The sequence below is a fragment of the Sulfurimonas sediminis genome, assembly GCF_014905115.1.
Classification (GTDB): Bacteria; Campylobacterota; Campylobacteria; order Campylobacterales; family Sulfurimonadaceae; genus Sulfurimonas; species Sulfurimonas sediminis.
Genome location: NZ_CP041235.1, coordinates 158,144 through 184,898, shown reverse-complemented (window position 1 = coordinate 184,898; position 26,755 = coordinate 158,144). Strand labels below are relative to the sequence as shown.

The 26,755-nt window shown below is 37.8% G+C and carries 28 protein-coding genes and 1 pseudogene; 20 read left to right on the top strand and 9 right to left on the bottom strand.

Going from position 1 to position 26,755, the window contains the following annotated elements; translation table 11 throughout:
* Position 1 precedes the first annotated feature (1 nt).
* Genes neuC through FJR45_RS00975 form a run of 5 tightly spaced genes read right to left on the bottom strand, consistent with a single transcriptional unit; the run spans position 2 to position 5,056 of the window.
* Positions 2-1,165 (bottom strand): UDP-N-acetylglucosamine 2-epimerase, encoded by a 1,164-nt coding sequence (gene neuC, locus FJR45_RS00995; protein WP_193150962.1) that lies wholly within the window; start codon positions 1,163-1,165, stop codon positions 2-4.
* Positions 1,166-2,164 carry an N-acetylneuraminate synthase gene (gene neuB / locus FJR45_RS00990; RefSeq protein WP_193150961.1) on the bottom strand — a complete coding sequence of 333 codons (999 nt, stop codon included), beginning with the start codon at positions 2,162-2,164 and terminating at the stop codon, positions 1,166-1,168.
* The gene (locus tag FJR45_RS00985) at positions 2,161-2,736 is read right to left on the bottom strand and encodes a NeuD/PglB/VioB family sugar acetyltransferase (protein ID WP_193150960.1); all 576 of its coding nucleotides are present in this window, start codon (positions 2,734-2,736) and stop codon (positions 2,161-2,163) included. Before FJR45_RS00985 ends, neuB begins: the two co-directional genes overlap by 4 nt.
* Entirely contained in the window at positions 2,733-3,869 is a 1,137-nt protein-coding gene (locus FJR45_RS00980) for a LegC family aminotransferase (protein WP_283949381.1), read from the bottom strand. Before FJR45_RS00980 ends, FJR45_RS00985 begins: the two co-directional genes overlap by 4 nt.
* Positions 3,869-5,056: a UDP-N-acetylglucosamine 4,6-dehydratase gene (locus FJR45_RS00975; protein ID WP_193150958.1), complete on the bottom strand. Its 1,188-nt coding sequence runs from the start codon at positions 5,054-5,056 to the stop codon at positions 3,869-3,871. The genes FJR45_RS00980 and FJR45_RS00975 overlap by 1 nt, the downstream gene beginning before the upstream one ends.
* A 74-nt stretch (positions 5,057-5,130) precedes the next feature.
* Between FJR45_RS00975 and FJR45_RS00970 the strand changes: the two genes are divergently transcribed.
* A complete protein-coding gene (locus FJR45_RS00970) occupies positions 5,131-7,149 on the top strand; it encodes a motility associated factor glycosyltransferase family protein (RefSeq protein WP_193150957.1) in 2,019 nt (672 codons plus the stop codon).
* Positions 7,150-7,170: 21 nt separating this feature from the next.
* Here FJR45_RS00970 and FJR45_RS00965 read toward each other — a convergent pair whose 3' ends face one another.
* The gene (locus FJR45_RS00965) at positions 7,171-8,388 is read right to left on the bottom strand and encodes a flagellin N-terminal helical domain-containing protein (protein WP_193150956.1); all 1,218 of its coding nucleotides are present in this window, start codon (positions 8,386-8,388) and stop codon (positions 7,171-7,173) included.
* 196 nt (positions 8,389-8,584) lie between these two features.
* Here FJR45_RS00965 and FJR45_RS00960 point away from each other — a divergent pair, with 196 nt between their 5' ends.
* From FJR45_RS00960 to FJR45_RS00925, 8 genes are all read left to right on the top strand, one after another.
* Entirely contained in the window at positions 8,585-8,827 is a 243-nt protein-coding gene (locus FJR45_RS00960) for a DNA-binding protein (RefSeq protein WP_193150955.1), read from the top strand.
* On the top strand, positions 8,820-9,131 hold the full coding sequence (locus FJR45_RS00955) for a type II toxin-antitoxin system PemK/MazF family toxin (RefSeq protein WP_193150954.1): 312 nt from the start codon (positions 8,820-8,822) through the stop codon (positions 9,129-9,131). Before FJR45_RS00960 ends, FJR45_RS00955 begins: the two co-directional genes overlap by 8 nt.
* Positions 9,132-9,169: 38 nt before the next feature.
* Complete coding sequence (locus FJR45_RS00950; protein WP_193150953.1) at positions 9,170-9,439, top strand: type II toxin-antitoxin system Phd/YefM family antitoxin; 270 nt, start codon at positions 9,170-9,172, stop codon at positions 9,437-9,439.
* Positions 9,432-9,764, top strand: coding sequence for a type II toxin-antitoxin system PemK/MazF family toxin (locus FJR45_RS00945; protein ID WP_193150952.1), 333 nt, complete (start codon positions 9,432-9,434; stop codon positions 9,762-9,764). The genes FJR45_RS00950 and FJR45_RS00945 overlap by 8 nt, the downstream gene beginning before the upstream one ends.
* A gap of 75 nt (positions 9,765-9,839) precedes the next feature.
* Positions 9,840-12,071, top strand: a complete 2,232-nt coding sequence (gene topA, locus FJR45_RS00940) for a type I DNA topoisomerase (RefSeq protein WP_193150951.1) — start codon at positions 9,840-9,842, stop codon at positions 12,069-12,071.
* Positions 12,072-12,319: 248 nt separating this feature from the next.
* On the top strand, positions 12,320-12,847 hold the full coding sequence (locus FJR45_RS00935; RefSeq protein WP_193150950.1) for a metallophosphoesterase family protein: 528 nt from the start codon (positions 12,320-12,322) through the stop codon (positions 12,845-12,847).
* Positions 12,825-13,685, top strand: a complete 861-nt coding sequence (locus tag FJR45_RS00930) for a biotin synthase (protein ID WP_226966446.1) — start codon at positions 12,825-12,827, stop codon at positions 13,683-13,685. Before FJR45_RS00935 ends, FJR45_RS00930 begins: the two co-directional genes overlap by 23 nt.
* 18 nt (positions 13,686-13,703) lie before the next feature.
* Positions 13,704-14,861: a cation:proton antiporter gene (locus tag FJR45_RS00925; protein WP_193150949.1), complete on the top strand. Its 1,158-nt coding sequence runs from the start codon at positions 13,704-13,706 to the stop codon at positions 14,859-14,861.
* Here the strand turns inward: FJR45_RS00925 and FJR45_RS00920 are convergent.
* From FJR45_RS00920 to FJR45_RS00910, 3 genes are all read right to left on the bottom strand, one after another.
* Entirely contained in the window at positions 14,858-15,814 is a 957-nt protein-coding gene (locus tag FJR45_RS00920) for an NAD(P)-binding domain-containing protein (RefSeq protein ID WP_193150948.1), read from the bottom strand. The two genes, FJR45_RS00925 and FJR45_RS00920, sit on opposite strands and share 4 nt — an antisense overlap.
* 63 nt (positions 15,815-15,877) lie before the next feature.
* Positions 15,878-16,405, bottom strand: coding sequence for a peptide-methionine (S)-S-oxide reductase MsrA (gene msrA / locus FJR45_RS00915; RefSeq protein ID WP_193150947.1), 528 nt, complete (start codon positions 16,403-16,405; stop codon positions 15,878-15,880).
* Entirely contained in the window at positions 16,402-17,268 is an 867-nt protein-coding gene (locus FJR45_RS00910) for a ketopantoate reductase family protein (RefSeq protein ID WP_193150946.1), read from the bottom strand. Before FJR45_RS00910 ends, msrA begins: the two co-directional genes overlap by 4 nt.
* Positions 17,269-17,428: 160 nt before the next feature.
* On the opposite strand from FJR45_RS00910, the gene FJR45_RS00905 reads away from it, so the two are divergent.
* The 11 genes and pseudogenes from FJR45_RS00905 (at position 17,429) to FJR45_RS12650 (ending at position 26,740) form a co-directional block, all read left to right on the top strand.
* Complete coding sequence (locus FJR45_RS00905; RefSeq protein ID WP_193150945.1) at positions 17,429-18,010, top strand: class I SAM-dependent methyltransferase; 582 nt, start codon at positions 17,429-17,431, stop codon at positions 18,008-18,010.
* A complete protein-coding gene (locus FJR45_RS12360) occupies positions 18,010-18,570 on the top strand; it encodes a class II glutamine amidotransferase domain-containing protein (protein ID WP_226966445.1) in 561 nt (186 codons plus the stop codon). The genes FJR45_RS00905 and FJR45_RS12360 overlap by 1 nt, the downstream gene beginning before the upstream one ends.
* Complete coding sequence (locus FJR45_RS00900; RefSeq protein WP_226966444.1) at positions 18,567-19,817, top strand: asparagine synthetase B family protein; 1,251 nt, start codon at positions 18,567-18,569, stop codon at positions 19,815-19,817. Before FJR45_RS12360 ends, FJR45_RS00900 begins: the two co-directional genes overlap by 4 nt.
* Before the next feature lie 182 nt (positions 19,818-19,999).
* The gene (locus FJR45_RS00895) at positions 20,000-21,211 is read left to right on the top strand and encodes a dicarboxylate/amino acid:cation symporter (RefSeq protein WP_193150944.1); all 1,212 of its coding nucleotides are present in this window, start codon (positions 20,000-20,002) and stop codon (positions 21,209-21,211) included.
* A complete protein-coding gene (locus FJR45_RS00890) occupies positions 21,189-22,061 on the top strand; it encodes a DMT family transporter (protein ID WP_193150943.1) in 873 nt (290 codons plus the stop codon). The genes FJR45_RS00895 and FJR45_RS00890 overlap by 23 nt, the downstream gene beginning before the upstream one ends.
* Before the next feature lie 89 nt (positions 22,062-22,150).
* Positions 22,151-23,332 carry an NAD(P)/FAD-dependent oxidoreductase gene (locus FJR45_RS00885; RefSeq protein ID WP_193150942.1) on the top strand — a complete coding sequence of 394 codons (1,182 nt, stop codon included), beginning with the start codon at positions 22,151-22,153 and terminating at the stop codon, positions 23,330-23,332.
* Positions 23,333-23,472: 140 nt separating this feature from the next.
* Positions 23,473-24,075: an ISAs1 family transposase gene (locus FJR45_RS00880; RefSeq protein ID WP_193149934.1), complete on the top strand. Its 603-nt coding sequence runs from the start codon at positions 23,473-23,475 to the stop codon at positions 24,073-24,075.
* Positions 24,056-24,637, top strand: a complete 582-nt coding sequence (locus FJR45_RS00875; RefSeq protein ID WP_347402233.1) for a transposase — start codon at positions 24,056-24,058, stop codon at positions 24,635-24,637. Before FJR45_RS00880 ends, FJR45_RS00875 begins: the two co-directional genes overlap by 20 nt.
* Positions 24,638-24,742: 105 nt before the next feature.
* Entirely contained in the window at positions 24,743-25,291 is a 549-nt protein-coding gene (locus FJR45_RS00870; protein ID WP_193150941.1) for a PAS domain-containing protein, read from the top strand.
* A gap of 51 nt (positions 25,292-25,342) precedes the next feature.
* Positions 25,343-26,260 (top strand): annotated as a pseudogene (locus FJR45_RS12585) (methyl-accepting chemotaxis protein); the annotation flags it as partial.
* Positions 26,234-26,740, top strand: coding sequence for a CZB domain-containing protein (locus FJR45_RS12650; RefSeq protein ID WP_430739314.1), 507 nt, complete (start codon positions 26,234-26,236; stop codon positions 26,738-26,740). The pseudogene FJR45_RS12585 and the gene FJR45_RS12650, both read left to right, overlap by 27 nt.
* The last annotated feature ends 15 nt before the right edge of the window (positions 26,741-26,755 follow it).

Genomic DNA, 26,755 nt, shown 5'->3' with positions numbered 1-26,755 from the left:
TTTATACCTTTATGTCGTAAAAAATTTTATATTTTAATTGATCCAATAAAACAGTTGCTAAAGTTTTTTTAATACTATCAGCAGTTTGCGTTCCTTCATAAGGATTGTGAATATTTTGAAGTTGTTTTTGCCAGTCAGAATCATATATTTTTTGTATTGAATAGCTAATCTCTTGTGTATCTATTGAACAGTTGATAATTGATTTTGCCTGCACCCGCCCTTTTTGCCTCTCGCCGATATTTACTGTGGTTTTATGAAAACTCGGCACTTCCAAGATACCGCTTGAACTGTTTCCTACGACTGCATCAACATACTTGATAGCACTAAAATAGCGGAGTTGTCCCAATGAGTGAAATGCTATTGCTTTTTCCCTGTTCTGTTGTACATAGTTATCTATCATTGTATTAATAATTTTCCCACCTGCATCGGCATTTGCTTTAGTAAAAATAATTTTTATATCTTTGAAGTTCGCAAGTGCTTCTAAAACGCTTTGAAATTGTTGTGCAGGTGAAAGTTCACTGAGCGTTTGCGGATGAAAAGTCACTAAAAGGTTCTTTTTTCCTAGTGTAAAGTTTATAGATTTTTCAAATGCTTTTTTTGAGAGCAGCTGCATTTTTTTTATATTTTCTACTCCTAAAGAACCAACATTAAAAACTCTTTGTGGTTCTTCTCCAAGTTGAATGACTCTTTTCTTGTAAACTTCTGTCGATGTAAAATGAAGAGCAGCTAATTTTGTAACACTGTGACGGAGAGAATCATCAATAGCCCCCTCGGTAATTTCTCCACCATGAATATGTGCGATGGGAATACACAACATAAACGCAGCTAGTGCACAGCTGAGTATCTCATACCTGTCTCCCAAAATAACCACAATATCAGGCCCTAATGTTGTTAATGTATGAGTCATTTCACATTGGAGTTGTGCCATAGCACATGAAAGTTCCTCTTTTGCGTCTTCATTACATGTAAAGGGAACTTTTGCATCAATACTAAAGTCTTTCTCTATTTCTTTAAAAGTTTCGCCATACTCTTTGCTAACATGTGTACCGCTTACAATGAGTTGTAAAATAAGAGCATCATCCTGTTGTATCTCTTGCATAAGAGGCTTCAATAGTCCATACTCTGCACGTGTTGTAGTTATCACTGCTATTTTGCGTTTTTTCATTTAAATCATCTCATCTTCAGCATAATCTCTTTGCGCAACACTGCCAATGAGTTCGTCCCACTGCATTGGATTTATGCCACCTGCCGGACGTTTCACACTCAGGTTTTCTTCACTGAAATGCTCCCCTTTTTTTATAGGTCTGCCTGCTACTATAGATTTTCTTGCCACTTTTATGTTTGGAGTTTCACTTTTACTGGGTTTTTTGACTCCGTCTCCCATGGCTTTTTCGATATTGCGGATAGCACTTACCATTGCTTTAAGTTCATATGGTTCAAGTGAAGCTTTGTGATCTGGTCCAGACATTGTCTTATCAAGTGTGAAATGTTTTTCAATCACACTTGCACCAAGTGCAACTGCTGCAGTTGGTACTTCTATTCCTAGTGTATGATCACTGTATCCGTATGCTACATTAAAAGCATCTGCAATAGTGAGCATTGCTTTGAGGTTGACATCTTCTATGGGTGTCGGGTACATTGTATTTGCATGTAAAACAGTTATGTTTTCCTTTGATGTACCATTGCATGTAAGCACATTGAGCGCATCTTCTACTTCACTAAGAGTAGCCATGCCTGTAGAGAGGACTATTTTTTTACCAAGTTTTGCGATTGCTCTCAAATATGGCAGATTGGTAATCTCTCCGCTTGGTATTTTAAAAATTTCTAAGCCTAAAGAGTCCAACATATCTATACTCTCCAAATCAAATGGTGTAGAGAGAAACATAATATTTTTTGTTTTGCAGTAGGCTATGAGTTCTTTGTGGGTTGAAACATCAAGTTCAAGTTGTTTGAGCATTGTGTACTGGCTTATATCATCACTTTGCATATTTTTTTTCTGATACTCAGCCTTTTTTGCATCTTTACTGACTAATTTTTCAGCCTTAAAGGTTTGAAATTTTACAGCATCTGCCCCTGCATCACTAGCTGCATCTATAAGCTGTTTTGCCAGTTCAGTACTGCCGTTGTGGTTCACACCGGCTTCTGCTATGATAAATACACTCATTTAAAAACACTCCCGGCTTTTACAAATCCATCAACTTCTCTTCCTTGAACAACAACGGATCCACTTCCTACAAAACTATTGGCTTTGACAATGACATCTCCATTTACAATTGCCCCTGTAGCGATGTGACAATGTGAATAAATCTGGGCATCATGCTCAATGAGAGCTTTTGAATTTATAATGCAGTTTTTGCCCACTTTTGCCCCGACGTTTACGATTGCATGATGGAGGATAACACTCCCGTCTTCTATGTGAGCATGTTGCGAAACATAAGCAAGCGGAGAGATAATCGTCGGCAGAACAAAGTTAAGTGCTTTAAGTTTTTTAAAAAGTTTTACCCGCACACTGTTAGAATAGATGTGTCCTACAGTCACAATGGCATACTCGTATGACTCCCTCAGCTTTTCTAACTCATCATCCGTGCCTATAATCTCATAGCCTAAAACAGCTTTTGACTCTCCTGTAAACTTTTCAACAATACCAGCAATCTCAAAACGTCCCTCTTTCTCAATCACATCAATAACACTTTTACAGTGTCCGCCACCACCAAGTAAAATTATCTTCTTTTTCATAACACACTACTTGGAATATTGATAACTCTATCACTCAAATATTTTGAGTTTTTCAGTCCGTCATTTTGACACATTTTAAACATTCCCAACTCACTCATCAGTTTCCATACAGGGCGTGTCATAACACCGTTTGCATTTGTAAATTCCAACCACTCATCTCTCATTTTTTTATCTTTACATGTAATGGCATTGAGCCAGTAGTTTGATTGTGCATTATCTGGCTCTTTAATAAACTCTATATCGTCAAAATCTTCAAAAAAATGTGCATATTTTTGTGCTAACTCTCTTTTTGATGCTAAAAAACCTTCCAGCTCCTCAAGTTGTGCAACTAAAAGTGCTGCATTAAGATTTGGCATGCGGTAATTATACCCGATTATATCATGAGAATACTCCCATTTATGTGGCACTTTTGCCGTTGTAGTAAGGTGTTTGAGCTTTTTTGCCAACACTTCATCATCTGTGACTACAACGCCTCCGCCACCGGAAGTGATGATTTTGTTACCGTTAAAACTAAAACAGCCCATCTTTCCAAATGTTCCTGTATGTTCTTGCTTATAAAAACTGCCCAGGCTTTCAGCACTGTCCTCTACTAAAACAATATGCCATTTTTTACAAATTTGAGCAATAGTGTCAATCTCACAGGGGTGACCAAACGTATGCATTGGCACACATGCTTTTACCCTTTTGTTCGTTGTTTTATTTATGCATTCCCCATTTTTCACTATACAGTTTTGTTGTAAAAACGCTTCTAATGCTTTTGCACTCATCCCCGATGTTTCTAAATCTACATCTATAAAAACCGGTTTTGCTCCACAATAACTGATAGCATTACATGTAGCTATAAACGTGAGTGCCTGGGTTATTACTTCATCATCGTCAGACACACCACCAACTGTGAGGGCTACATGTAAAGCACTCGTTCCATTTACAGTTGCAACAGCATATTTTGCTCCCACATACGAAGCAAATTGTTCTTCAAACAAATCAACAAATTTTCCTACACTTGAGACAAAAGTGGAGTCTATACACTCATTTAAGTACTTCTTTTCATTTCCTCTAAAACGAGGTTCATGCAGAGGAATAAACTCCTTTGTTTGATAAATATCTTGAATAAAATTGATTATTGTTTGCATCACATTTTCCCATCAAGATATTTTTTCTTGTCTTCATACTCAAAATTTGGCAGAAGTTCTAAAAAAAGTTCTACTATCTGCTCTTTGTTCCACGATTTTGCAAGAAGCATCTGTTCTATCTCTTTTTCAAACTTTTCTAAAAGTTCTGCATCAAAATCAAGCTCATTTTTGATGATGCCAAGGTTTTCAAATCGCTCTAAATCGAGTACCTCGTTTTCAGTAAAAAATTCTTCAAAATCTTTCTCTCCCGTAGTATCACTTTCCGTAAACAAACAAGGCCACTGTCCTTTTTGTGGCAATGTTTTAACAAGTCTACGCGCTTCAGCTTCACTCTTACACAAGTATGGTTCGTAGCCTTTTTCTTTGAGATATTTGACAGCAATCTCAGAAAAACTGATAAGATGCAATGTTTCGGAGAGTTTTGGAAAGAAAATATCACGATTCTCTCCAAAAATACAACTCATCAAACAGAGTTCTCCACTCTCTTTTGGTGTTACAAAATAGCGTTTGATATCATTTGGAGCAACAATAGGTTGCTGTTTTTCTAAACGCATATTAAAACCGTGTAGAAGACTTCCATCCGAAAAAGCAACATTGGCAAATCGTGCCATTGAGACTTCAATCTTAGTAGAGTTACGATGCACAAACATTTCCATAATTCTTTTACTTGCACCCATCATATTAACAGGATTGGCTGCTTTGTCAGTCGAGACACAAAAGTACTTTGTAACACCGTTTTTAATTGCTTGTTTGAGTGTTTTGTCTGTATTGAAAATATTGGTTTCAATCATCCGCATCAAAGTAAACGGGTCTTTTTCACTGCGTACATGTTTGAGTGCTGAAAGATTGAGTACATAATCATACTGCCCATCTTTCGTAATAAAGGCATCATACTCAATGGAACCTATATCGAGTACGTATGTTGCAAATTCTCCGTTTATATAACCAAAAGAACTTCTAATATCACGAACAAGTTCAGTAAGATTGTTTTCAGAAATATCTACAACATGAAGCTTTTTAGGATTGCGTTTAAAAATCTCTTTTACAACAGCACTCCCAATACTTCCTGCCCCACCAAGCACCAAAAAATTTGCCTCACTTACAATCTTACTTAACTCATTTTTTTGCTTTTGTATATCGTCATCAAATAACGCTTTTTCTCTACCTATTAGTTTTAAAATATCCATACGCTTTAATCAGCAACTTTCATACCATGATAAATTTGGTATATTTTATGCTTTGCACTTACAAAAGGATGTTTATGCAAAATATAGAAGAACAGGCTATCAAAAACTATCAAAATAATATTGAATTCTTTAAAGAATACAATGAAAAAGTTTCTAATAAAATTTTAGCATTAGAAAGCTTGCTAAATGATGGAAAACTCTCCCCAAAGTATGACCTTATCTATGAAGAGGGCTACTTTGATGTTGTGGAACTTTCAAGCGGTGCAAAACTCTATAACACAAACTCTCAAGAATTTTCACAAAAGATTGTAGACAATATCAATTTAAAAAAGAATGATCAGAGCTTTAGAAGTTTACGAAAAATAAACTTTGAAAAAGCCTCTTTTGAGAAAATAAAAAATGCCAATGCATATACAAACTTTTCTACTACAGCAGAAATATATGAACTTTATCATAAGAACATTGACGATTCTACCCATATGAAAGAGCTGGATAAATTTATATTTTTAGGGGTAGGTCTTGGACTGCATATTCCAAAAGCAGTTGAGAAATATGACTTTCAAGTAGTGCTTATAGTAGAAGATAATCTAGAGCTTTTTCGCCTTTCTCTTTTTACTGTAGATTATAAACAAGCACTTATGAATACAACAAGTTTTTTTTCAATTGCTGATAATGCAGGTAGCTTTAGAGAATGTTTTAACGGTTTTTATACCAATGCTTTTTTCAAAAACCAATTCATAAAGTTTCACCTTTTTTCCTCTGCATATGAATCAAAGATTCAAGAGATTCAAGCTATTCTTATCTCTCGACCGGAAGCAACTTATTCCCATAATCGTCTTTTAGAAAAAAGCAGAAAAGTTTTAGACAAAATCAATGAAGAGTATAAATTTCTTGATTTGCGTAAAAGACAAAGTGATACAATATTTCAAAACAAGCCATGGCTTGTTTTAGGAGCAGGACCCTCTCTTTATAAAAATGCAGAATGGGTAAAAGACAATCAAGACAGATTTGTAATTGTCGCTGCTTTTACAGCACTAAATACACTTAAGCGTGTCGGTGTCACTCCAGATATTGCAGTCCAAATTGATGAAAATGTATATACAACACATGAAATGATTGAAAATTTAGGAGACTTGGACTTTTTAGAAGAAACACTTCTTTTTTTCAGTGCTTCTGTCTCTCCTGAGCTTTTCCAACACTTCAAAAAAGAAAACATCTACCTGCATGAGGACAGAACAAAGTACAAACTCTCCCGTTCTACACTGACAGTCTCAAGCGTTGGAGACTCTATCCATGCATTCGCACTCATATTTAATGCACCGCAAATTTATCTTTTAGGAATAGACTTGGCACTCAGTGATGATGGGCTTTCTCATACACCTGATCACTTTAAAGCACGTTTAATAGATAACAGCAATAACAACCCTCAAACACAAGACAATCAAGATTTTCACCTTGGCGATGCTGTCCTTGAAATAGCAGGTAACTTCAAAGAAAAAGTAAAATCCACTCCTTTGTTTATGCTTTCCATTCCCGTTATCAACTACTTTACTCGAAAGTACAAAACACCCATGCAAAATATCTACAATCTTTCAGATGGCTGTAAGCTTGAGCAGACAATCCCTACCTCTTTCAAAGATATAACGCTGCCAGAAAAACAAAACAAAATACTTTTAAGAAAAGAAATGAAAGAATATTTTGACACTTTATCTACAACACAACTTGATCAAAATGAAATAGATGGTATTTACTGTCGCATTGGGCAGATTCAAGACTATTTAACTATTCTTGAAACATTTAACAATGCTCCCCACAGTGATAGTTTAATATTTAAACTCAATCTTATAAAAATGGTAAGTGCAATGTGTAATCACGAATGCATCTTTGAACTCAGAGATTTAATGACCATATATTATATGAACACTGCACCCTATGCAGATGATTTTTTCAATACAAAAGAGTTAAAAAACTCAAAAAAATTCACAAAAAAATTTCATACTGTTTTTGTAAAAAATGTTAAAAAGATTATAGAGACCTATGAAAAAGATTTACATGTACTCAAAGTACTAGAAAAAGAAAATTCCCAAGCATAAAGCTTGAGAATTTATAAAAAACTACTGAAGCAGTCTTAAAACATTCTGTTGAACAGCATTTGCCTGACTCATAGCATATGAACCTGACTGTGCAAGAATATTCAATTTAGAGAAGTTTGCACTCTCTGCAGCAAAGTCAACATCTCGAATCTGAGATTCCGCAGCCGTAACATTTACCTGTGTAATCGATATATTTCTCACCGTAGATTCAAGCTGATTTTGAACTGAACCAATATCTGAACGTGTTGCATCTATATCTTTTAGTGCATACGAAGCAATAGTAATCGCTTTTTGTGCATCTCTACGAGTAGTTACATCAACTGTTGACAGGTTGTTATTTAAACCGGCAGCCGTATTTGCAGCAATTGCAGCTGAATTTCCATCTGCAACACCATCACCTAACGTAATACCTGTCAAATCACCTGAAGAATCCACACGGATACCATACTCTGGATTATCAACTGTAGAACCGGTAGCTTCAACAATACTCGCTCGTACATCCGCACCAGCAATCTGTGCCTGTTGGTTAAATTTATCAACAACTGCCTGCGCTATTTCATATCCTGACAAATCTGCACCGGAAGCAAAACTAATTGTTGATGTTGAAACAGTTGCAGTTGTTCCATCAGCATTTACAACAGTAACTGAGAGTGAAGCTGATCCGCCAGCAGAGTTTGCCGCCCCACTTAAACGAGAGAAACCAACACTTGTTTCAGCCAGAGAAAATTTAGCAACTTGTGAAGTCTGTGTATCACCGATAGAGAGTTTTACAGTCTCTCCAGAATATGCACCAATTTGAAATGATTTATTTTGGTATGCACCGTTTAAAAGCGTCTGACCATTAAATGAAGTTGTAGAAGCAATATTTTGTGCCTCTTCTAAAAGTCTGTCGATATCTGCTTGAATTTTTTTACGCGTATCAAGTGTTTGACCATCAGACGCTGCTTGAATTGCTTTCGTTCTGACAGTATCAATGATTTTAGTGTACTCTTCTAAAGCACCATCAGCAGTCTGTGCAACACCAATACCGTCATTGGCATTGTTGATAGCTTGACCAAGACCTTGTGCTTGTTGACGAAGAGAGTTTGCAATCGCCATACCAGAAGCGTCATCAGCCGCTTTGTTGATTCTTAGACCTGAAGAAAGTGCATTTAAACTTTTGTCTAAACCTAAGTTTGTTTGCACCGAATTACGGTGTGCGTTCATTGCCGCAACATTTGTGTTAATTCTAAAACCCATAATAAATCCTTTTCTATGGAAGAGCCTATCGCTCTTAGTTTTTTTGTTCTCTTGAGACATCCTTGCCTTGAGACTGTAACAATATCGTCAACAAAAAAAATAACTTTAGAAAATTTTGTAAAATTTACACAACTTGACACCTTTTTTTATTTTAAGTAAAATAGTAATACCAAAACAATTAAATTGGAGCTAAAATATGAAAACTATTACACTCAAAACAGACGATACTTTTTTTGAGCATGTTACACAACTTGCAAAAAATCTACACCTTACAAAGAGTGAGCTGATCCGCCGTTCCATTAAAGCGTATGAAAATCACATCAAAAAAGAACAACTCAAAGAACAGATCAAACAAGCAGCGCTCAATGTCCGCCAATCCAATGCTTCCATAAGCCAAGAGTTTTCCATTACTGATAATGACGGGTTAGAAAATGTTTAAACGGGGTTCCGTCTACCTTGCAAAAACAAGACCTGTTCTCATCATCCAGACAGATTTACTCAATGCTACACAGCATACTACCGTCACCATTTTACCGTTGACTACGCAACTCATAGATAACAGCTATCCACTTCGCTACAGGCTTAAAAAAAGGGAAAAACTCCAACAGACATCAGAGATACTCTGTGATCAAATCAGAACGATAGATATCAATAGACTTGCTACACAAGCCATAGCAACACTTACACAACAAGAGCTTTATGAAGTAGAAGAACAGGTAAAAATCCTTCTTGATTTTAGTTAATGTTGGCTATAATAACCCAAACAGACAAAAGGAACATTATGCATACTATATCTGCAACAGAAATCAAGCAAAACTCGACAAGATTACAAGAAGCACTGCGTGATGACATTCTTATCACCAAACGTGACAAGCCTTTTGTAGTTGTTATGGATTATGAAAAATACATAAAACTTAAAACAATTGAAAACAAATGGAACAACAACAAAGAATCTGATTTGGCTAAAGAAGCAAAAAGGATTAAAAAGAGTGCATTTACTGAACATGCCCTACTTGATGCTACCCTTAGTGACGGATTAGATGATGTATAAAAGAGGAGAGATAATTCTTGTAAACTTAAACCCACAAAAAAACAATGAAGCAGGAAAAATCAGACCTTGCGTTGTCATCTCGTCAACTGAAGTCAATGAAATTTTAGAACTACTGACTGTTTTGCCATGCACAACCAATCTATTAGGCGAAGGACTGTTTAGAGTTTTTCTTCCAACACGAGAAAAATTAGAAAAAGATTGTGAAGTTATGGTTGAACAGATTCGAGGTATTTCATACAAAAGAGTACTCGGTTCTTTAGGCATCACGAGCACACAGGAATTACAAAAAATTGAACAAGGGCTTAAAGCACTTTTAGAACTTTAAAATATCTCTTTATTTTTTTTCGCTACACTTCCAAAACCAAAAACCAAATCACTATACTATATATAGGAAAACTATTTGAACTTAATAATCGTCGAATCACCCGCAAAAGCCCGTACTATCAAGAACTTTTTAGGCAAAAACTATGATGTTATTGCCTCCAAAGGACACATCCGAGATTTGCCAAAATCCCGTTTTGGTATTACGATAGATGAAGAAACTCACGAAATCATTCCAAAATACTCTGTCGCCAAAGAAAATGCGCCAACTGTCAAAGAGATTAAAGAAAAAGCCAAAAAAGCTGACACGATTTATATCGCGACCGATGAGGACCGTGAGGGAGAAGCAATTGGGTGGCATATTGCCCATGCCATCAAAAAAGACCCCGAAACACTCCCGCGTATCGTCTTTCACGAAATTACAAAAACAGCAATAAAACATGCCCTTGACAATGCAAGAAAAATCGATATGGACATGGTCAATGCCCAGCAGGCTCGTCGTCTGCTTGACCGCATCGTCGGTTACAAGCTCTCGCCTCTGCTGGCTTCAAAAATCCAAAAAGGCTTAAGCGGCGGGCGTGTGCAAAGCTCGACACTCAAACTTGTCGTGGACCGTGAACGCGAAATCAAAGCCTTTGTTCCTCAGGAATACTGGACAATTGACACGCTTTTCAAGCCAAATATCGAAGCCAATCTTATCAAACACAAAGAGCAAAAAATCTCCAAACTCTCCATAGAGAACAAAGAACAGGCAGAGGCAATTACCCAAAGTGTCAAAAATGACGATTTCACAATTGCAAAAATTGAGACAAAGCAAAGAAAAAGTGCTACACCGCCACCGTTTATGACTTCAACGCTCCAACAAGCAGCATCAAGCAAACTTGGATTTACTCCAAAAAGAACCATGATGATCGCGCAAACTCTCTATGAAGGTGTCAAAACTCCAGACGGGACTTCAGGGGTCATTACCTATATGAGAACCGATTCACTCAACCTCGCACAAGAAGCTGTGGGTGCAGTCCGAGGTATTATTGAGAGCCGTTACGGCAAGAAATATCTGCCAAAAGAACCAAAGATTTATACGAAAAAATCAAAAGGCGCACAGGAGGCTCACGAAGCCATTCGCCCTACAATGTTGCAGTTTACACCCGAAGTGGCACAAAAGTTTTTAAAAGCTGATGAGATTAAACTTTATCGTTTGATTTATGAGCGTTTTATGGCATGTCAGATGGAAGATGCGCTTTTTGAACAGCAAAGTATCATCTTTAAAGGCAATGAAAACGAGTTCCGTGCAAGCGGACGAAAACTCATTTTTGACGGTTTTTATGCGGTCACAGGAGCAGAAGACAAAGACAAACTTTTACCTACTTTAAAAGAGGGGGACAAAGCTGAAATTCAAAGTGTAAAACCCGAGCAGCACTTTACAGAACCGCCATCACGTTACTCTGAAGCGAGTCTGATCAAAAAACTCGAATCTGAGGGAGTCGGACGTCCATCGACCTATGCACCGACGATTGCAACACTTTCCAACCGAACCTATGTGACTATAGAGAAAAAGCAGATTATTCCGACAGAAATCGCTTTTACCGTGACAGAAATTTTGGAGAAAAACTTTCCAAACATTGTAGATATTAACTTTACAGCGGAGATGGAAGAAGAACTCGATGAGATTGCCGAAGGCAAAGTAGACTGGCAGAAACTGCTCCTTGAGTTTTATGAAAAATTTATGAAACAGATTGAAGCGGGCAAAGAAAACATTGTCTCACTCAAACTTGCCAAACCGCTTGGACGTACCTGCCCTAAATGCGGGGAGCATGAGTTACTTCTTAGAAGCGGACGCTTTGGAAACTTCATCGCCTGCAGCGGTTTTCCAAAATGTAAATACACAGAGCAGTGTGACGAAGAGGGCAACGCGATAGAGAAAAAAGAGACAACGGCCGATGAAAAGTGTGACAAATGTGGTGCGGACATGATAGAAAAAAACGGTCGTAACGGAAAATTTCTTGCATGTTCAAACTATCCTGAGTGTAAAAATACAAAAAGCATCAATATTGAAGAGAAGGTGAGTGAGACCCCTTGTCCTGACTGTGGCGGAAAAATCAGCCTGAAAAACTCACGCCGAGGCCCTTTTTGGGGGTGTGAAAATTACCCTGATTGTAAATTTATCTCAAAGTTTGAGCCGACAACAATCAAGTGTAAAGAGAAAGGATGTAAAGGTGTGCTAGCGCCTCGTACCTACAGGAACAAAGAAGTGTATGAGTGTGTGAAGTGTAAAGCGCGTACACCTCGTGAAGAGATAGACAAAGCATAAAAACCATCTAAGTCGGCACTAAAGTACCGATTCCAAAAAAGTTACGGAACCCAGACTTTAGTCTGGGCTGAGCGTGGCAGGAGAGTTGTAACAGTCGGCACTGAAGTACCGATTCCGAGAAAGTGGAAGATGCTTTTGTTTGGAACCCGTACTTTTAACGCTAAAGCGTAACTTGTGAGAAAAACTAAATTCTTTTCTGCAGTGCGGGCGAAAGTGGCAGGAAAACTACAGAAGCAGAGGATAAAAAATTGAAAATAGGCATACTCTCCGATACCCATAAAAAGGTCAAAAAGGCAAAAACTGCCCTTGATTTTCTTGTGCAAAACGGGGCTGAGTTTATTATACATGCCGGAGATATTGTCGAAAAAGAAGTGCTGGACCTGCTTGAAGCATGCAAAAAAAAATATATAGCCGTCTATGGAAACAATGATGCCCATTTGGTTACATATCATAACAAGTACCATTTGGTCCAGGAACCCTACTATTTTAAACTCTCAAATACAAAATTCAAGTTGATGCACCTGCCCTTTTATATGAGCAGAGATGCCGAAGTTGTCATCTTTGGACATACACATCAGTTTGAAGTCGAGTTTGCAGGGGGCACGCTCTTTTTAAACCCCGGTGAAGTGTGTGCGAGAAACAAGCCGATTTCAGAATGTGCTATGCTTGAAGTTTTAGAAGAAAAATTTATAGTAAAATACTATACACAAAAAGAAAAACAAGAGCAGTATATGCTCACAAAAACTTTTTCTTATGAAAGGCAAAAAAGTGAGTGAAAAAATATTTTTATGTTCCATTTGTAATATCAACAGCGGTACATGTAAAGAGGATTGCAAGTTTTGTTCGCAAAGTGTACGATATAAAGCAGATATTGAGCGTTACAAACAAAAGCCTATGGATGCCATCTGCCAAGAAGCAATAATGGCAAGAGACAACGGTGCACTTGGGTTTTGTCTTGTAACAGCAGACAAAGGGTTGACGGACAAAACACTTAAATTTGTCTGTGATGTGGCCAAAGAGGTACAAAAAGCAGCCCCTGAGTTACGCCTCATTGCCTGTAACGGCACAGCAAGTGTCGAACAACTCCTGACACTCAAAGAAGCAGGCATCAAAGCCTATAATCACAACCTTGAGACAAGCGAAGCCTTTTATCCGCAGATTTGTACAACCCATCCCTGGAGTGAACGCTATGAAACCTGCCAAAATGTCAATGAAGCCGGTTTGGTACTTATCAGCGGTGGAATTTTCGGGCTTGGTGAATCACAAGAAGACAGAATTTCCATGCTCAAATCACTCAAATCACTCAACCCTACTTCGGTGCCTATTAATTTTTATCACCACAACCCCGCACTGGAACTTGAACCAAACCCTTTAACAGCGGATGAAGCACTCGCACTCATCAGGCTGACACGTGAAACACTCTGTGATGCCGAGAGGATCATGGTTGCCGGCGGTCGTGAACTTATGTTTCAAGAGCGTCAGGCAGAAATTTTTGAAAACGGAGCGAATTCTATCGTCATCGGAAATTATCTGACAACAAAAGGACGTGTTATGAGTCAGGATCTGGCAATGTTGCAGTCACTTGGTCTTGATGTAGCCAAAAGCGTCAACTAAAGTATTCAGGAGAGATTGATGACTGATAATATTGTACTCATTATTACCATATCGCTTATCATCATTTTTTCTCCGTTTTTTGCCAAGATTTTACGACTTCCTACAACACCAATTGAGATTATTTTAGGTTCTCTTTTGGGATATGTAGGCTTCTTGCATGATGAGCATCTTTTTGATTTAGTCGCTGAATTTGGATTTTTATATCTGATGTTTATTGCAGGAACAGAGATCAATTTAAAAAATGTACTCAAAACACCTGTCTCTGTTATGAAAAAAGTTGTTGTATATCTTGCAGTACTTTATGGATTCTCCATCACTTTTTCCGTACAGTTTGATTTGGGAAAAATCTTTATTGTTTTGTTACCCCTCATCTCTGTCGGGCTTGTCGCTACACTGGCCAAAGAGTATGGAAAAACACTCTGGATTACTCTTTCCATGACAGTCGGAGGCATAGGTGAGGTGGCAAGTATCGTCATACTTACCATAAGTTCTGCAGCTCTGAAGTCTGGTTTTGGGTTGGGACTTTTTCAGACAATCATGGCACTTTTAGCATTTTTGCTTTTTATGTTTCTTCTTTTTCGCTCTATGCAGCTTATATTTTGGTGGTTTCCTAAGGTTGCGATTGCCCTTATGCCCCACAACGACAACAAAGAGCAGGATATCCGTCTCTCTATGGGAATCTTTTTTCTTCTGATAGGCGCTATGCTTTTTTTACATCTTGAACTTGCCTTTGGAGCATTTCTAGCCGGTATATTTATTCCGACTTTCTTTGAACACAAACACGAACTGCCTGAAAAACTTGCCTCTTTCGGATTTGGTTTTTTAATCCCTATCTTTTTCATTCATATCGGGAGCTCTTTTGACCTCAACGCCCTCTGGATCAACGGACTCATACGAGAGGCTGTCATCATCACTGTGGTTATGATTTTGATGCGGCTTCTTGCCTCTTTGGTATTTATCAAAGAACTCGGTTTTATTGACACCATTCTTTTTGGACTTTCTCACTCTATGCCTTTGACCCTGCTTATTGCGATGGCCACTCTGGCATATACCGCCAACTCCATTGATCAGCTGCACTATTATGCTTTTATTTTGGCCGCACTGTTTCAGGTCATCAGTATCATGATTGTTATCAAATTGATACATATTTATAAAATGCGAAAAGCAAAAGACTAGACTTCACTTTTTCCTTTGATATATCTGGCAATATCATAGCCGTGATTGAGCCCAAGCGCAATGCTGCCACCGCTCTCCTGGGTAATGTCTCCTGCTACAAAAAGTCCTTTGACATTTGTTTCGTAATGCTCGTCATGCACAGGCTTTCCGTCTTTTTCTTCTATACCAGAACTTGCCAAAAAGGCACTTGGCGTTGTTCCACCTATGGCATAGATAACTCTGTCAAAACTTTCAGGCTCTTTTTCACTGAAAAGTACTCTGACTCTGCCGTTGTCATCCTCGAGTCCGTTTATATTCATACCCAAAAGCGGACGCACATCTCCATGGGCAATGGCATCTGCTATATTGCTCTGGTTTGTAGGATTTGCCCGTCGAAAACTCTCGCGTCTGTAACAGATTGTGACATCATTGTTTTGGCTTAAATCAACTGCGTACTCTACAGCACTGTCACCGCCTCCCACAACAAGAATCTTTTCTCCCTCTGAGCATTCATCTGTTGTATAATTTACTTTTTTGCGTATGCTTGGAGGAATTTTATAGCTTGGTTTGTTTGGTTTGCCCATACGTCCGATGGTTACAACTACATTTTTGGCTTTGATGCTCTTGCCTGCCATATGGACTTCAAAACAGTCCTCTTTTTTTTCTATAGACTGTACTTCAACCTGAGTCTGTAACTCTACAAGATGCTCCTCTAAAATTTCATCGAAAAAATCGAGTGTCGTCTCTTTGGTACCGTCTATAAAATGTATACGACCGTTGAGTTCGACTTTTTGCCCTTTCCATTCCAAATCAACACGTTTGTTTTCTTTGTAATACTTACGAATAGTCGAGTTGTGATTTGTGTCTTTTTCAAGCAACACAATATCACAGACACCCTGAAGATAACTCTCCACTGCAGTGGCAATTCCAGCAGGGCCTGCACCTACTATAGCCAATTCATATATTTTTTCCATAAAAAACACCTCTATGATAATCTATTACCATCCCAAAGCAAACTTAAGCATAGTTTATCACATTTAGGCTAATTTGTCAGGAAACTTTGTCATAAATTTTTGCAGTTTAGGTGCAATTACCACCTGACAATAGCCCTGCGAAGCATTCAGATTATAATAGTTCTGATGATATGGCTCCGCCGGATAGACTTCAGGAAGCGGACTGACCTCTGTTACTATTTTGTCTGAAAAATTTTGCTGGTGCTTTGCTATGGACTCTTCTATCACATTTTTTTGTTCTTCATCGGCATAATAGATGACAGAACGGTACTGTGTTCCTTTGTCTGCACCCTGAGCATTAAGCGTAGTCGGGTCATGAATTTCAAAAAATATATCCAAAATTTCACTCAGACTGATAACATCTGCATCATATGTTATATCCACAACCTCTGCATGTCCTGTTGCACCTGAGCAGACATTCTCATATGTCGGATTGGCTCTTGCGCCTCCGGCATAGCCGCTCACTGCAGACAACACACCTTTGACATTTCTGTATACCGCTTCTATACACCAAAAACACCCGCCGCCTAATACAATTCTTTCTTTTTTCATTCTTTTACTCTCTTTTTTAGTTCATTATAAAGTTTTTGCATAAAAGGCTTTTGAACATATCCGCTTAAACTCTCAAGTTCAGTTTTATGAGCATTTTTAAAATCAAGCGCCATTGAAGTAGATGAGTCATAGGGTACTTTGGCGGCTGTATCTAATGATTTTTGCACCTCATCAAACAAATCTATGCCTTCTTTTTCTTTGGCAAACTCCGCAATCTCTGTTAAAAGTTTTTTTGCCTCTTCGTAATGCTTTTCATAAATTGCTCCTATCGTTTCATTATAATAAGAAGTCAATGTCGCAAATGCACTGATAAATATATATTTTTTATACAAGGCCTCTTTGATATTTTGCGGTGTTTTGTAACGCAGGCCGACTTTTTGAAATATATCTGCCACACTTTGAACAGTCGATGCATCTTCTCCGCCAAAGAGTGCCGCAAAAACTTTGCCTTTTTTACGAATTATGCCGGGAGCTTCTCTGTGCGCAAGAATATAGACACAGGCATCCAGGACTCTGGCATCACAACATTGTCGTAAAATATCGCCATTGTTCACACCGTTTGCAAAAGAAAGTATTATGCTCTTTTCGTCTGTATGCTTTGCAAAGGCTTTACATGTAACGGCTAAATCATAACTCTTGACACAAAAAAACACCACATCAAAATACCCCTCTGCTTCTTCAAGAGCCATTACATGTAAAGAGGTATGCCACTCTTTGTCATCTTCTTTGATTGTAATACCAGACTTTTGGATAGCATTCAAATGTTCTCCTCTTGCAAAACCTACAACATCCAAACCACTTTTTGCAAATGAAGCTGCCAGATATCCCCCGACACCCCCTAAGCCTACTACCGCAATTTTCATATATATTTCCTCTGTTTCAATTTTTAAGACACTCCGCCCGCACTGCAGAAAAAAATTTAGTTTTTTTCTAAGTCATGCTTTAGCATAGAAAGTACGGGTTCCGAAATGTCGGCTTTTTTACATAACTATTATATAATAGCAAAAGTAAAAAAGGAGCCTTATGCCACGTATCGACAGTGAAAAGTTTTACAAAGCCGCACTCAAAAAGCATGGGGTATCTTCTTGCGGTCTGCACTGGTCCTCTGATGCGCATCAAAGCATACGATTTGACAAAATTGCAGCCATGCTTGATGATGATCTTACACAGAGTGCCATCGTCGATGCAGGCTGCGGTTTTGGAGATTTTTACAGATTTTTACAAAATAACGCTCTACATGTAAACAGATATATCGGCATAGATTCTCTGCAGGAGATGTGCGACATTGCCCGCGAAAAAACAGCGTGTGAAATCATCCGTGCCGATATAACAAAAGCCAGGCTTCCTGTGGCTGACTACTACATCTGCAGCGGAGCTTTAAATATTCTTACTCCCTTTGAGACAGAACTGTTTATACGCAACTGCTTTGCCTCTTGCACAAAAGGATTTGTTTTCAATGCATTGCATGGCGATAAAAAGAGTGACACCTACAATTACATTACAATTGAGACCATAGAGTCCCTTGCAAAGCGTTTACATGCAAAGCGTATAAAATTTGAAGAGGGCTACATAGAACATGACATCACCGTAGGATTTTTCAAATAATGTGTGCGATTTTTGGCATCATCGGCGAATATAATGAGACCAAGGCAAAAAACGCCTTGTCTCTTCTTAAACATCGTGGACCTGATTACTGTGGTATTGTGCAAAAGAAAAATCTCTTTTTTGCCCATCAGCGCCTCAGTATTGTTGACAGCCATCACAGAAGCCATCAGCCACGCAAACATAACAATATTTTACTCTCATTCAACGGAGAGATATACAACTTTAAAGCGTTAAAAAGAGAGCTTGATTTTGACTTTGAAACAGAGAGTGACAGTGAAGTCATCATCGCCGCTTATCTGAAATGGGGCGTTGATTTTGTCCAACATCTGCGCGGTATGTTTGCCATTGCTTTAATGGATGGGGACACACTGTACCTTTTTCGTGACAGACTCGGGAAAAAACCACTTTTTTATCTGCAGGGAGACAGCTTTGTTTTTGCCTCGGAAATCAAAGCGCTCAAGCCTTTTTTATCTACATGTAAACTCAACGATGATGCCCTGCTCTCTTATCTCTCTTTTTTGGCACCGACACCACCGCAATACTTTTTACGAGGGTATTGAAAAACTTTCAGCAGGTGAGTACCTTACATGTAAAGAGGGGCGTGTTACATGTAAACGCTAAACGCTACTTTGACCTGCTTGATGTTACTCCAAACATGATAACAAACAAACACGAAGCTTTGCGTGTGTTAGAAGAAGCGTTAGAACACTCCATTCATCTGCGTTTAGAGTGTAATGTTCCTATGGCATCACTCCTTTCTGGTGGTATAGACTCTGCCACACTCAAATACTTTGCCAAACAAAACAACACACATTTACAAACATATACACTTGGTTATAAAGAGTTTGCAAAATATGATGAGAGAAAAAATGCCAAAGCAAGTGCTGAGTTTTTGGGTTTGGACAACATCCAGGTGGAAATAGATGAAGATGATTTCATCCGTGCAAGCGACAAGGTGCTGGGTACACTTGACGAACCACTTAATGATCCTGCTGCCGTGCCTTTGTATCTGCTGTTTGAGCGTATAAAAAAAGACGGGTACAGAGTTGTACTCAGCGGAGAGGGTGCGGATGAGCTTTTTTTGGGCTACCGACAGTATTTTGAGTATCTGGACATTGAAAAGGCTGCAGGTTTGGCGCATAAAAACTGGCTCAAAAAATACTTCCGTGCCAATTTTTCAATGAACAGAGAGTGGGAGTGGTACAAGCGGATTTTTGACGACACCCTGCTCTTTCGTACAAGCGGTGAAAAATTTACGGACCTGCAAAAAAACCAGCTTCTCAGACGCAATGTCAAAGATAATGAAAGCCTCAAATACCTGCAAAGCTACAGAGATCGCTTTGAAACCTCCGCGCACAGTGATGAAAGTATCTGGTACAGCTATATTGACCTCAATATTTTTCAAGCGGAGCATTTTTTAACCAAACTTGACCGTGTTTCCATGGCGCACTCCATAGAATCCCGCACCCCGTTTTTGGACCATAAACTGACATCTTTGATTTTTGGCATAGATCCTAAACTCCGCTATGAAGACGGCATCACAAAATCACTCTTAAAGCAAATCATGACAGGCAAACTCCCTGATGCAATACTCACACGGAAGAAAAAAGGCTTCTCCAATCCTTATATGGAGTATTTGATACATTCCAAAAAAATCAACCTCATTCAAGAGGTCAATGCGCAAACAGGGATGTTTCACAAAAAGAAATTAGACGAATATATAAACACCGCATCAAAGGGGAGTTTTAAGCAGCATGTATGGGGACTTTATGTACTATCTTACTGGATAAAGAAAAATCTGCTTTAGTCCGGGCTGAGAGTGCTAGGAAACAGTAACAGTCGGCACTAAAGTACCGATTCCAAAAAAATGGAAGATGCTTTTGTTTGGAACCCGTACTTTCTATGCTAAAGCATGACTTAGAAAAAAACTAAATTTTTTTCTGCAGTGCGGGCGGGGTGTCTTAAAAATTGAAACAGAGGAAATGTAGAATGATCAAAAAAATAAAAAAATATGCAACAACAAACACCCTTGTCATCTTCGGCATTGTTCTGGGTGTGTTATTTGGCATCTTTTTTCCAGAACTGGCGCTTAAACAAAAGATGATAGGAACCGCCTTTGTCTATTTTTTGAAGATGCTTGTCGTGCCTCTTGTTTTTGCCAGTATATTTGTTGCCATTCTTGGACTTGGTTCTATTGAACATTTAAAACGGATGGGCTTAAAGACTATCGGTTTGTATGTTTTGACAACCGCTCTTGCCGTTACCGCGGCAATAACCGCAATGGATATCTTTCATATCGGCAAGCATGTCAGCAGTAGCGGGCTTACTTATGAAAAAGCAACAACTTTAGCACCATTCTCTTTTGAGAATATGATTCTCAGTTTTATTCCCAGCAATATTTTTCATGCCCTCTCAGAGGGCCAAATGATGCAGATCATTGTCTTTGCCATTCTTTTTGGCGTGGCATCGCTCTACCTTGTTCCAAAACAAAAAGAAGTACTAAACACCCTCTTTACAGCCATCAGTGAAGCAATGCTGAAAATGGCAGAGTGGGTGATACTCCTTACGCCTGTCGGTGTTTTTTCGCTCATCTCCTATGTTATTGCCGAGCAGGGGATTGATGTTATCTTTGGGCTTTACAAATATGTTTTGGTTGTTATCGGTGTCATCATTTTTCATGGACTTGTTACTTTACCTGCAGTCCTGCGTTTTTTTACAAAAATAAATCCCTACAGCTATCTCTCAGATGTAAGAGAAGCCCCGATTATGGCATTTTCTACAGCATCTTCTGCGGCAACACTTCCGGTGAGTATGCGTGTTACCGAAGAGATGGGCAGTATAGATAAAAAAACGGCCTCTTTTGTCCTGCCTTTGGGGGCTACGGTTTCTATGGACGGTACAGCGGCATATTTAAGCGTTGCGGTATTGTATATCGCCAATCTGGCAGGAGTCACTTTGAGCTTGGGGGATCAGATTCTTTTGGCTATTACTGTTGTCTCTCTAAGTGTCGGTGTTGCGGCTCTGCCGAGTGCCTCACTTGTTATGATGGTAATTATACTCAACCAGCTTGGACTGCCTGTTGAATACATGGCTTTGATTGTTGCCGTGGACAGGATTCTTGATATGTGTCGTACCTCACTGAATGTCACCTCCGATTTGATTGTCACAAAAATAGTTGATGAATTTGAAAAACGACGATAGACTCTATGCGTATCTGCTCATTTTTGCCATGCTGCTTTGGGGCGGCGGATGGAGTGCTTTAAAAATTCTCACCTCTGCAATGGAGATGGATGTCGTCATATTTTGGCGGTTTTTTCTGATGAGCCTTGCCTTTTTGCCGATTCTTTACTTTTTTAAAATTCCACTGACACTGACACGGGGCTCATTCAAATATATCCTCGGCAGTTCTTTTTTAAATATAGCCTTCATGGTTTTTTCTTTTTTAGGCATAAAATACGGTCTTGCGGGTGCGGGCAGTGTCATTATCACAACCTTCAGCCCTATTATGACCTTTTTGCTTGTTGCTGTGATTTTTAAGAGCAGACTCTCAACACGGCAGTATTTCGGGCTTTTGCTCGGGCTGGTCGGTGGGTATATTTTACTCCAGCTCAATAATTTTTCCCTCTTTATTCACAGCTCAAACATCTACTTTTTACTCTGTGCTCTTATCTGGGCAGGTGTCACACTTCTTTCCCAACATTCACAAAAGCATATTCATCCGGTGCATTACAGTTTTTTTATTTCCGTAATCGCTACTTTTTTTAGTTTTATTTATGCCTACAATGCAAACCTTGGTGCTGTATTTGAACAAGATCTCAAGTTCTGGATTTCACTTATTTATCTTGCAGTATTGGGACAAACAGTTGCTACAACAATTTTCTTTATAGCCAGTGGAAAAATAGGGAGTCAAAAAACAAGTTCTTTTATGTTTTTAGTGCCCTTTTTTGCACTTTTAAGTGCATGGTTAATTTTAAATGAGCCTCTGCAGATGCATATAATTGTTGGCGGAATTATAAGCATGTTTGCAGTATACTTTATAAATAAAAAATAAAACTGACGATAAAAATACCCTGTTTAATATATTTTTAACATCAAATTGGCTAATATTTTAGATAATCTGAACAAATAAAAGGTTGCAATATGAAAAAAGTACTTGTTTTAGGTGGTGGATTTGCCGGTGTAGATGCGGCATCTTATTTAAAAAAAATGAATTATGATGTTACACTGGTGAGCAACAGAGACTATTTTTATATCTACCCGACTTCAATCTGGATTCCAACTCATGAAAATAACTTTCAAGATGTTTGTGTTGATTTAAGGGAATTGCAACGTGCTCATGATTTTGAACTTGTCATAGATGATGTAACAGAAATTTCAAAAAAAAATAACAGCGTTACTTTGGCAGGTGGAGATGTATTAAATGACTATGATTATCTCATAATAGCAATGGGTGCGGCAAAAATGAAAGCGCCTGGTATAGAAAATACACTCTCAATCTGTGGTGCACCTGAACAATCTTTAAAAATCAGAGATGCCCTTGATGCACTTATAGAAAAAGGAAGCGGTAAAATCTGTATGGGCTTTGGCGGCAATCCAAAAGACACTTCTGCCGTGCGTGGCGGACCGGGCTTTGAACTTCTTTTTAATGTCCACAATATGCTCAAGAAAAAAGGCATCAGAGATAATTTTGAACTCACTTTTTTCGCACCAATGGCCGAACCCGGCAAACGTATGGGTCCTCAGGCTCTGAAAATGATGGATGTTATGTTTAATAAACTTGGTATTAAACAGCATTTTGGCAAAAAAATAAAACAATTTGAAAGTGATGGTATCGTATTTGAAGACGATTCTAAACTTGATTCTGATTTTACGATGTTCATTCCTGCAGGTGATGGACATGAAGTGATAAAAAATTCAGACTTGCCAACCAATGATGCCGGTTTTGTCAAAACAGATGACACCTCCTGTGTTTTAAACGAAGACGGTACCATGAGCAATATCTACGCCATTGGTGATGTTGCAGCACTTGAAGGGTATGACTGGAGAGCAAAACAGGGACATGTGGCAGAAGTAATGGCAAAAAATACGGCTCACAATATAGAACAACGTGATAATGGAGGCAGTGATTTTAAAGGCTACCATGAGCATTTGAATATTTTATGTGTTATGGATACCGGTGATGGAGCGGCCTTTGTTTACAGAGATGAAAAACGAGCATTTATGTTGCCAATGCCTGTCATTGGACATTGGCTAAAAAAAGGGTGGGGACTGTACTGTCGTAATTCCAAACTCGGTAAAATTCCTAGAATTCCCGGGATGTAATAACAGATATCGCCATTCTATAACAAACTAGTACATGCCAGTAAGTCATAAAGTGGCAATAACACCCCAATCCTAAAAAAACAGGAATTTAAAAGAAGAACAATAATTGCTTAAACTCTAAAAAACTAAAGTGATTACATATGGCAACAAAAACAAGAGAAAAATTAGCGAAAAAGCGTTCTATAAGAGGGTATGCAGATCAAGCCCAATCAAATCAACTTTTAAAATTGTTTTCAGAGGTGACAGACTATCGGAAACCTCAAGGTAAAAGACACCGACTAGAACATATTTTATATCTTTCAGTATTGGCTGGATTGATGGGAGCAACTGACTATAAGCAAATATCTATTTGGATAGAGAAGCATATTCAAAAAGAACAAGTTAAAAGATTATTAGGTGTAGAGTTTATATTAACACCAAAGAAAAGTTTGGTTTCTGATGTGTTAGCGAAAGTTGATAGCCAAGAAGTTGAAGTTGTTTTTAGGAAATGGATAAGAACCTATGTCGATACAAGAGGAAAGCACCTGAGCGTAGATGGCAAGGTTATGAATGGCAGCAAATACAAAGATAAGAGATCAATAGAAGTAGTTGGTGCTGTTTTATCTGAGATAGGGGTAATAATTGCTCATCAACAAATAGCAGAGAAGTCGAATGAAATACCTGCCCTTCAGGCTATGATAGGGGAATTGGGAGATGAATTTATCTTTACTTTTGATGCAATGAATACCCAAAAAAACTCTTGATGCTATCGAAAATAGTGGTTCAAAATATATTGCCAAGGTAAAAGATAATCAAAAAACCTTACTTGATAAAATAGATGAAATTTCAAGAGATATAAAACCGACAAATATTTACAAGGCTAAACCTGTCCAACAATCTAATGAATGGATTAATAGGAAGGTGTTTGTATATCAACCAACTACTTTTTATCATAATGGCATAACTCATATTCGCTCAATAATAAAAGTTATAAAAAAAGTAGAGTCAACAAATCATAAAACTGGCGAGATTACTAATAGCACTAGAATTCAATTCTGTATTGCAAATTTTCATGAAAGTGCAGAATTCTTTCACAATAAAATTTTACACCATTGGAAAGTGGAAACCATGCATCAATACAAAGATAATTCACTTTTAGAAGATGCTCATAATTGTCATTTAAATCCATTTTTAATGACTATTCTTAGAAGTATGATTTTGAATATTTTACACCTTAATGGTGCAAAATCTATACAAGAACAACTCATCAACAATAGATGGGATTTGGATGACTCTATCGCTCAAATATTAAAATTGAGTTTTTAGAGGATTGTGGTGTGGCAATAAGATAAACTACTACCTTTAACTCTTAATTTAGTTAAAAGCTATATAATATACTCAATGGTTTATCCTAAATGAAGGAGTTATTATATGACATACAAAGGTTTATCGAAAAAAGATGCACCAAAAAATATAAAGAATATTGAAAAAGCACTCAATGAGAATGATTTTATTGTCTCAAAGACAGATTTAAATGGCAAAATAATTTACTGTAATGAGATATTTACAGCAATGGCAGGCTATCCTGCCACAGATTTAATCGGTGCCAACCATAATATAATTCGTCACCCTGATATGCCAAAAGTGGCATTTAAAATATTATGGGATTTACTCAAAGCAAAAAAAGAGTTCTTCGGTTTTGTCAAAAATCTTTCAGCAGATGGCAGTTACTATTGGGTTTTTGCTTATATTACTCCCGATTTTGATACAAATAACAATGTCATCAGTTATACATCTGTACGAAGACAAGCCTCCCCTTCTGCAGTCCAAACCATTATTCCTATTTATAAATTGTTAATAGATGCAGAAAAAAGTGGAGGCATAAAAGCCTCGCAAGCAGTTTTAGATGATTTTTTAGTACAAAAAAATCTCTCCTATGATGAATTTGTTATCAACCTTCAAAAAGGAATGCAATTATGAATATCTTAAAAAAACACACAGGTACTTATTCTTTTAGCACTTATAATTCTTATGGGAATTTTTTTAATACTTTCATCGCAGCTTATTGTCGGTATTCTTGGCATTGCTTTTGGTATAGCATCATTATTTATACCATATAACAAAAGAAGACGCGCAAATGATCCAATTATAGATAAAATCGAAACAGTTTTACAGGATGTAGAACAAGGAAAACTTGCAAATCGAGTCATCATATATAAAAATGAAACTAAACTTGAAAAAATAGCATGGAGTATCAATAATTCACTTGACCAGATGGAAATCATTTTACGTGAAACAAGAAATACTATTCATGCAGTAAGTCAAGGGCAGATGTACAGAAGTATGTTTCCATCAGGATTGCATGGCGAATTTAAAGAGACAGCTCATGCTATTCAAAAAGCAATTTCAGCAATGAAAGCAAATGAGAAGTATAAACTCATGGGTGTACTGACGACTGAATTTTCAAAACTTAACGGCGGAACAAAAACGAATTATGAACTTATCAGTCACAATATAGACACATCGACGACTGCTTTTGCAAAAGCAGCTGCACTCACTGCAAATGCCTCACAGGTAACAAATAATACCTATAATGCCGTAGAAGCAACGAAAAGTGAAGTATCTCATCTCAATGAACTTGTTTCAAAAACAGCTGATGCAATAGAACAATTAGATACAAATGTAAGTGATATTACAACTGTTGTCAATCTTATTAAAGATATAGCCGATCAAACAAATCTTCTTGCGCTCAATGCTGCTATAGAGGCTGCCCGTGCCGGGGAGCATGGCCGTGGTTTTGCCGTTGTCGCCGATGAAGTGCGTAAGCTTGCAGAGAGAACCGGTAAAGCAACAGGAGAGATAAGTATTACCATCCAAAACTTACAGCAACAATCAAATGAAATTTCAGAAAATGCCGGGAATATGAGTGAAATTGCTATCAATACAAATGATACAATGGAAAATTTTGCAGATACGATAAATACTTTAAAAACAGATATTCACACTGTATCGCTTGATGCCGGGAAAAATGCTTTTGCATTATTTTTAGCAAAATACAAAGTACATCATATAATTTTTAAGTCTAATGCTTATTCAGCAGTTGTCAATGGTACAGTAACTGAAACAATTAAAAAAGACTATAAACATTGCGGGTTCGGTTCTTGGTACTATACCCAAGGACAAAAAGTTTTTGCCTCTAATCCAACTTTTCAAAAGATGGAAGCTGTCCATATAAAATTTCATGACCTCATAAATAAAAACCTTGATTGTGCATTAAATGGTGGATGTGCTACAAAAACAGATATTAAGGAAGAAATCATCAATCGATTTGCTGAAGCTGAAGTTGCTTCTACAAAACTCTTTCAATTAATGAACGAACTGATAGAAGAAGTAGGTGAAAATGTAAATATGAAAGAGGTTCTTTCTTAAAAGAACTTCTCTCTA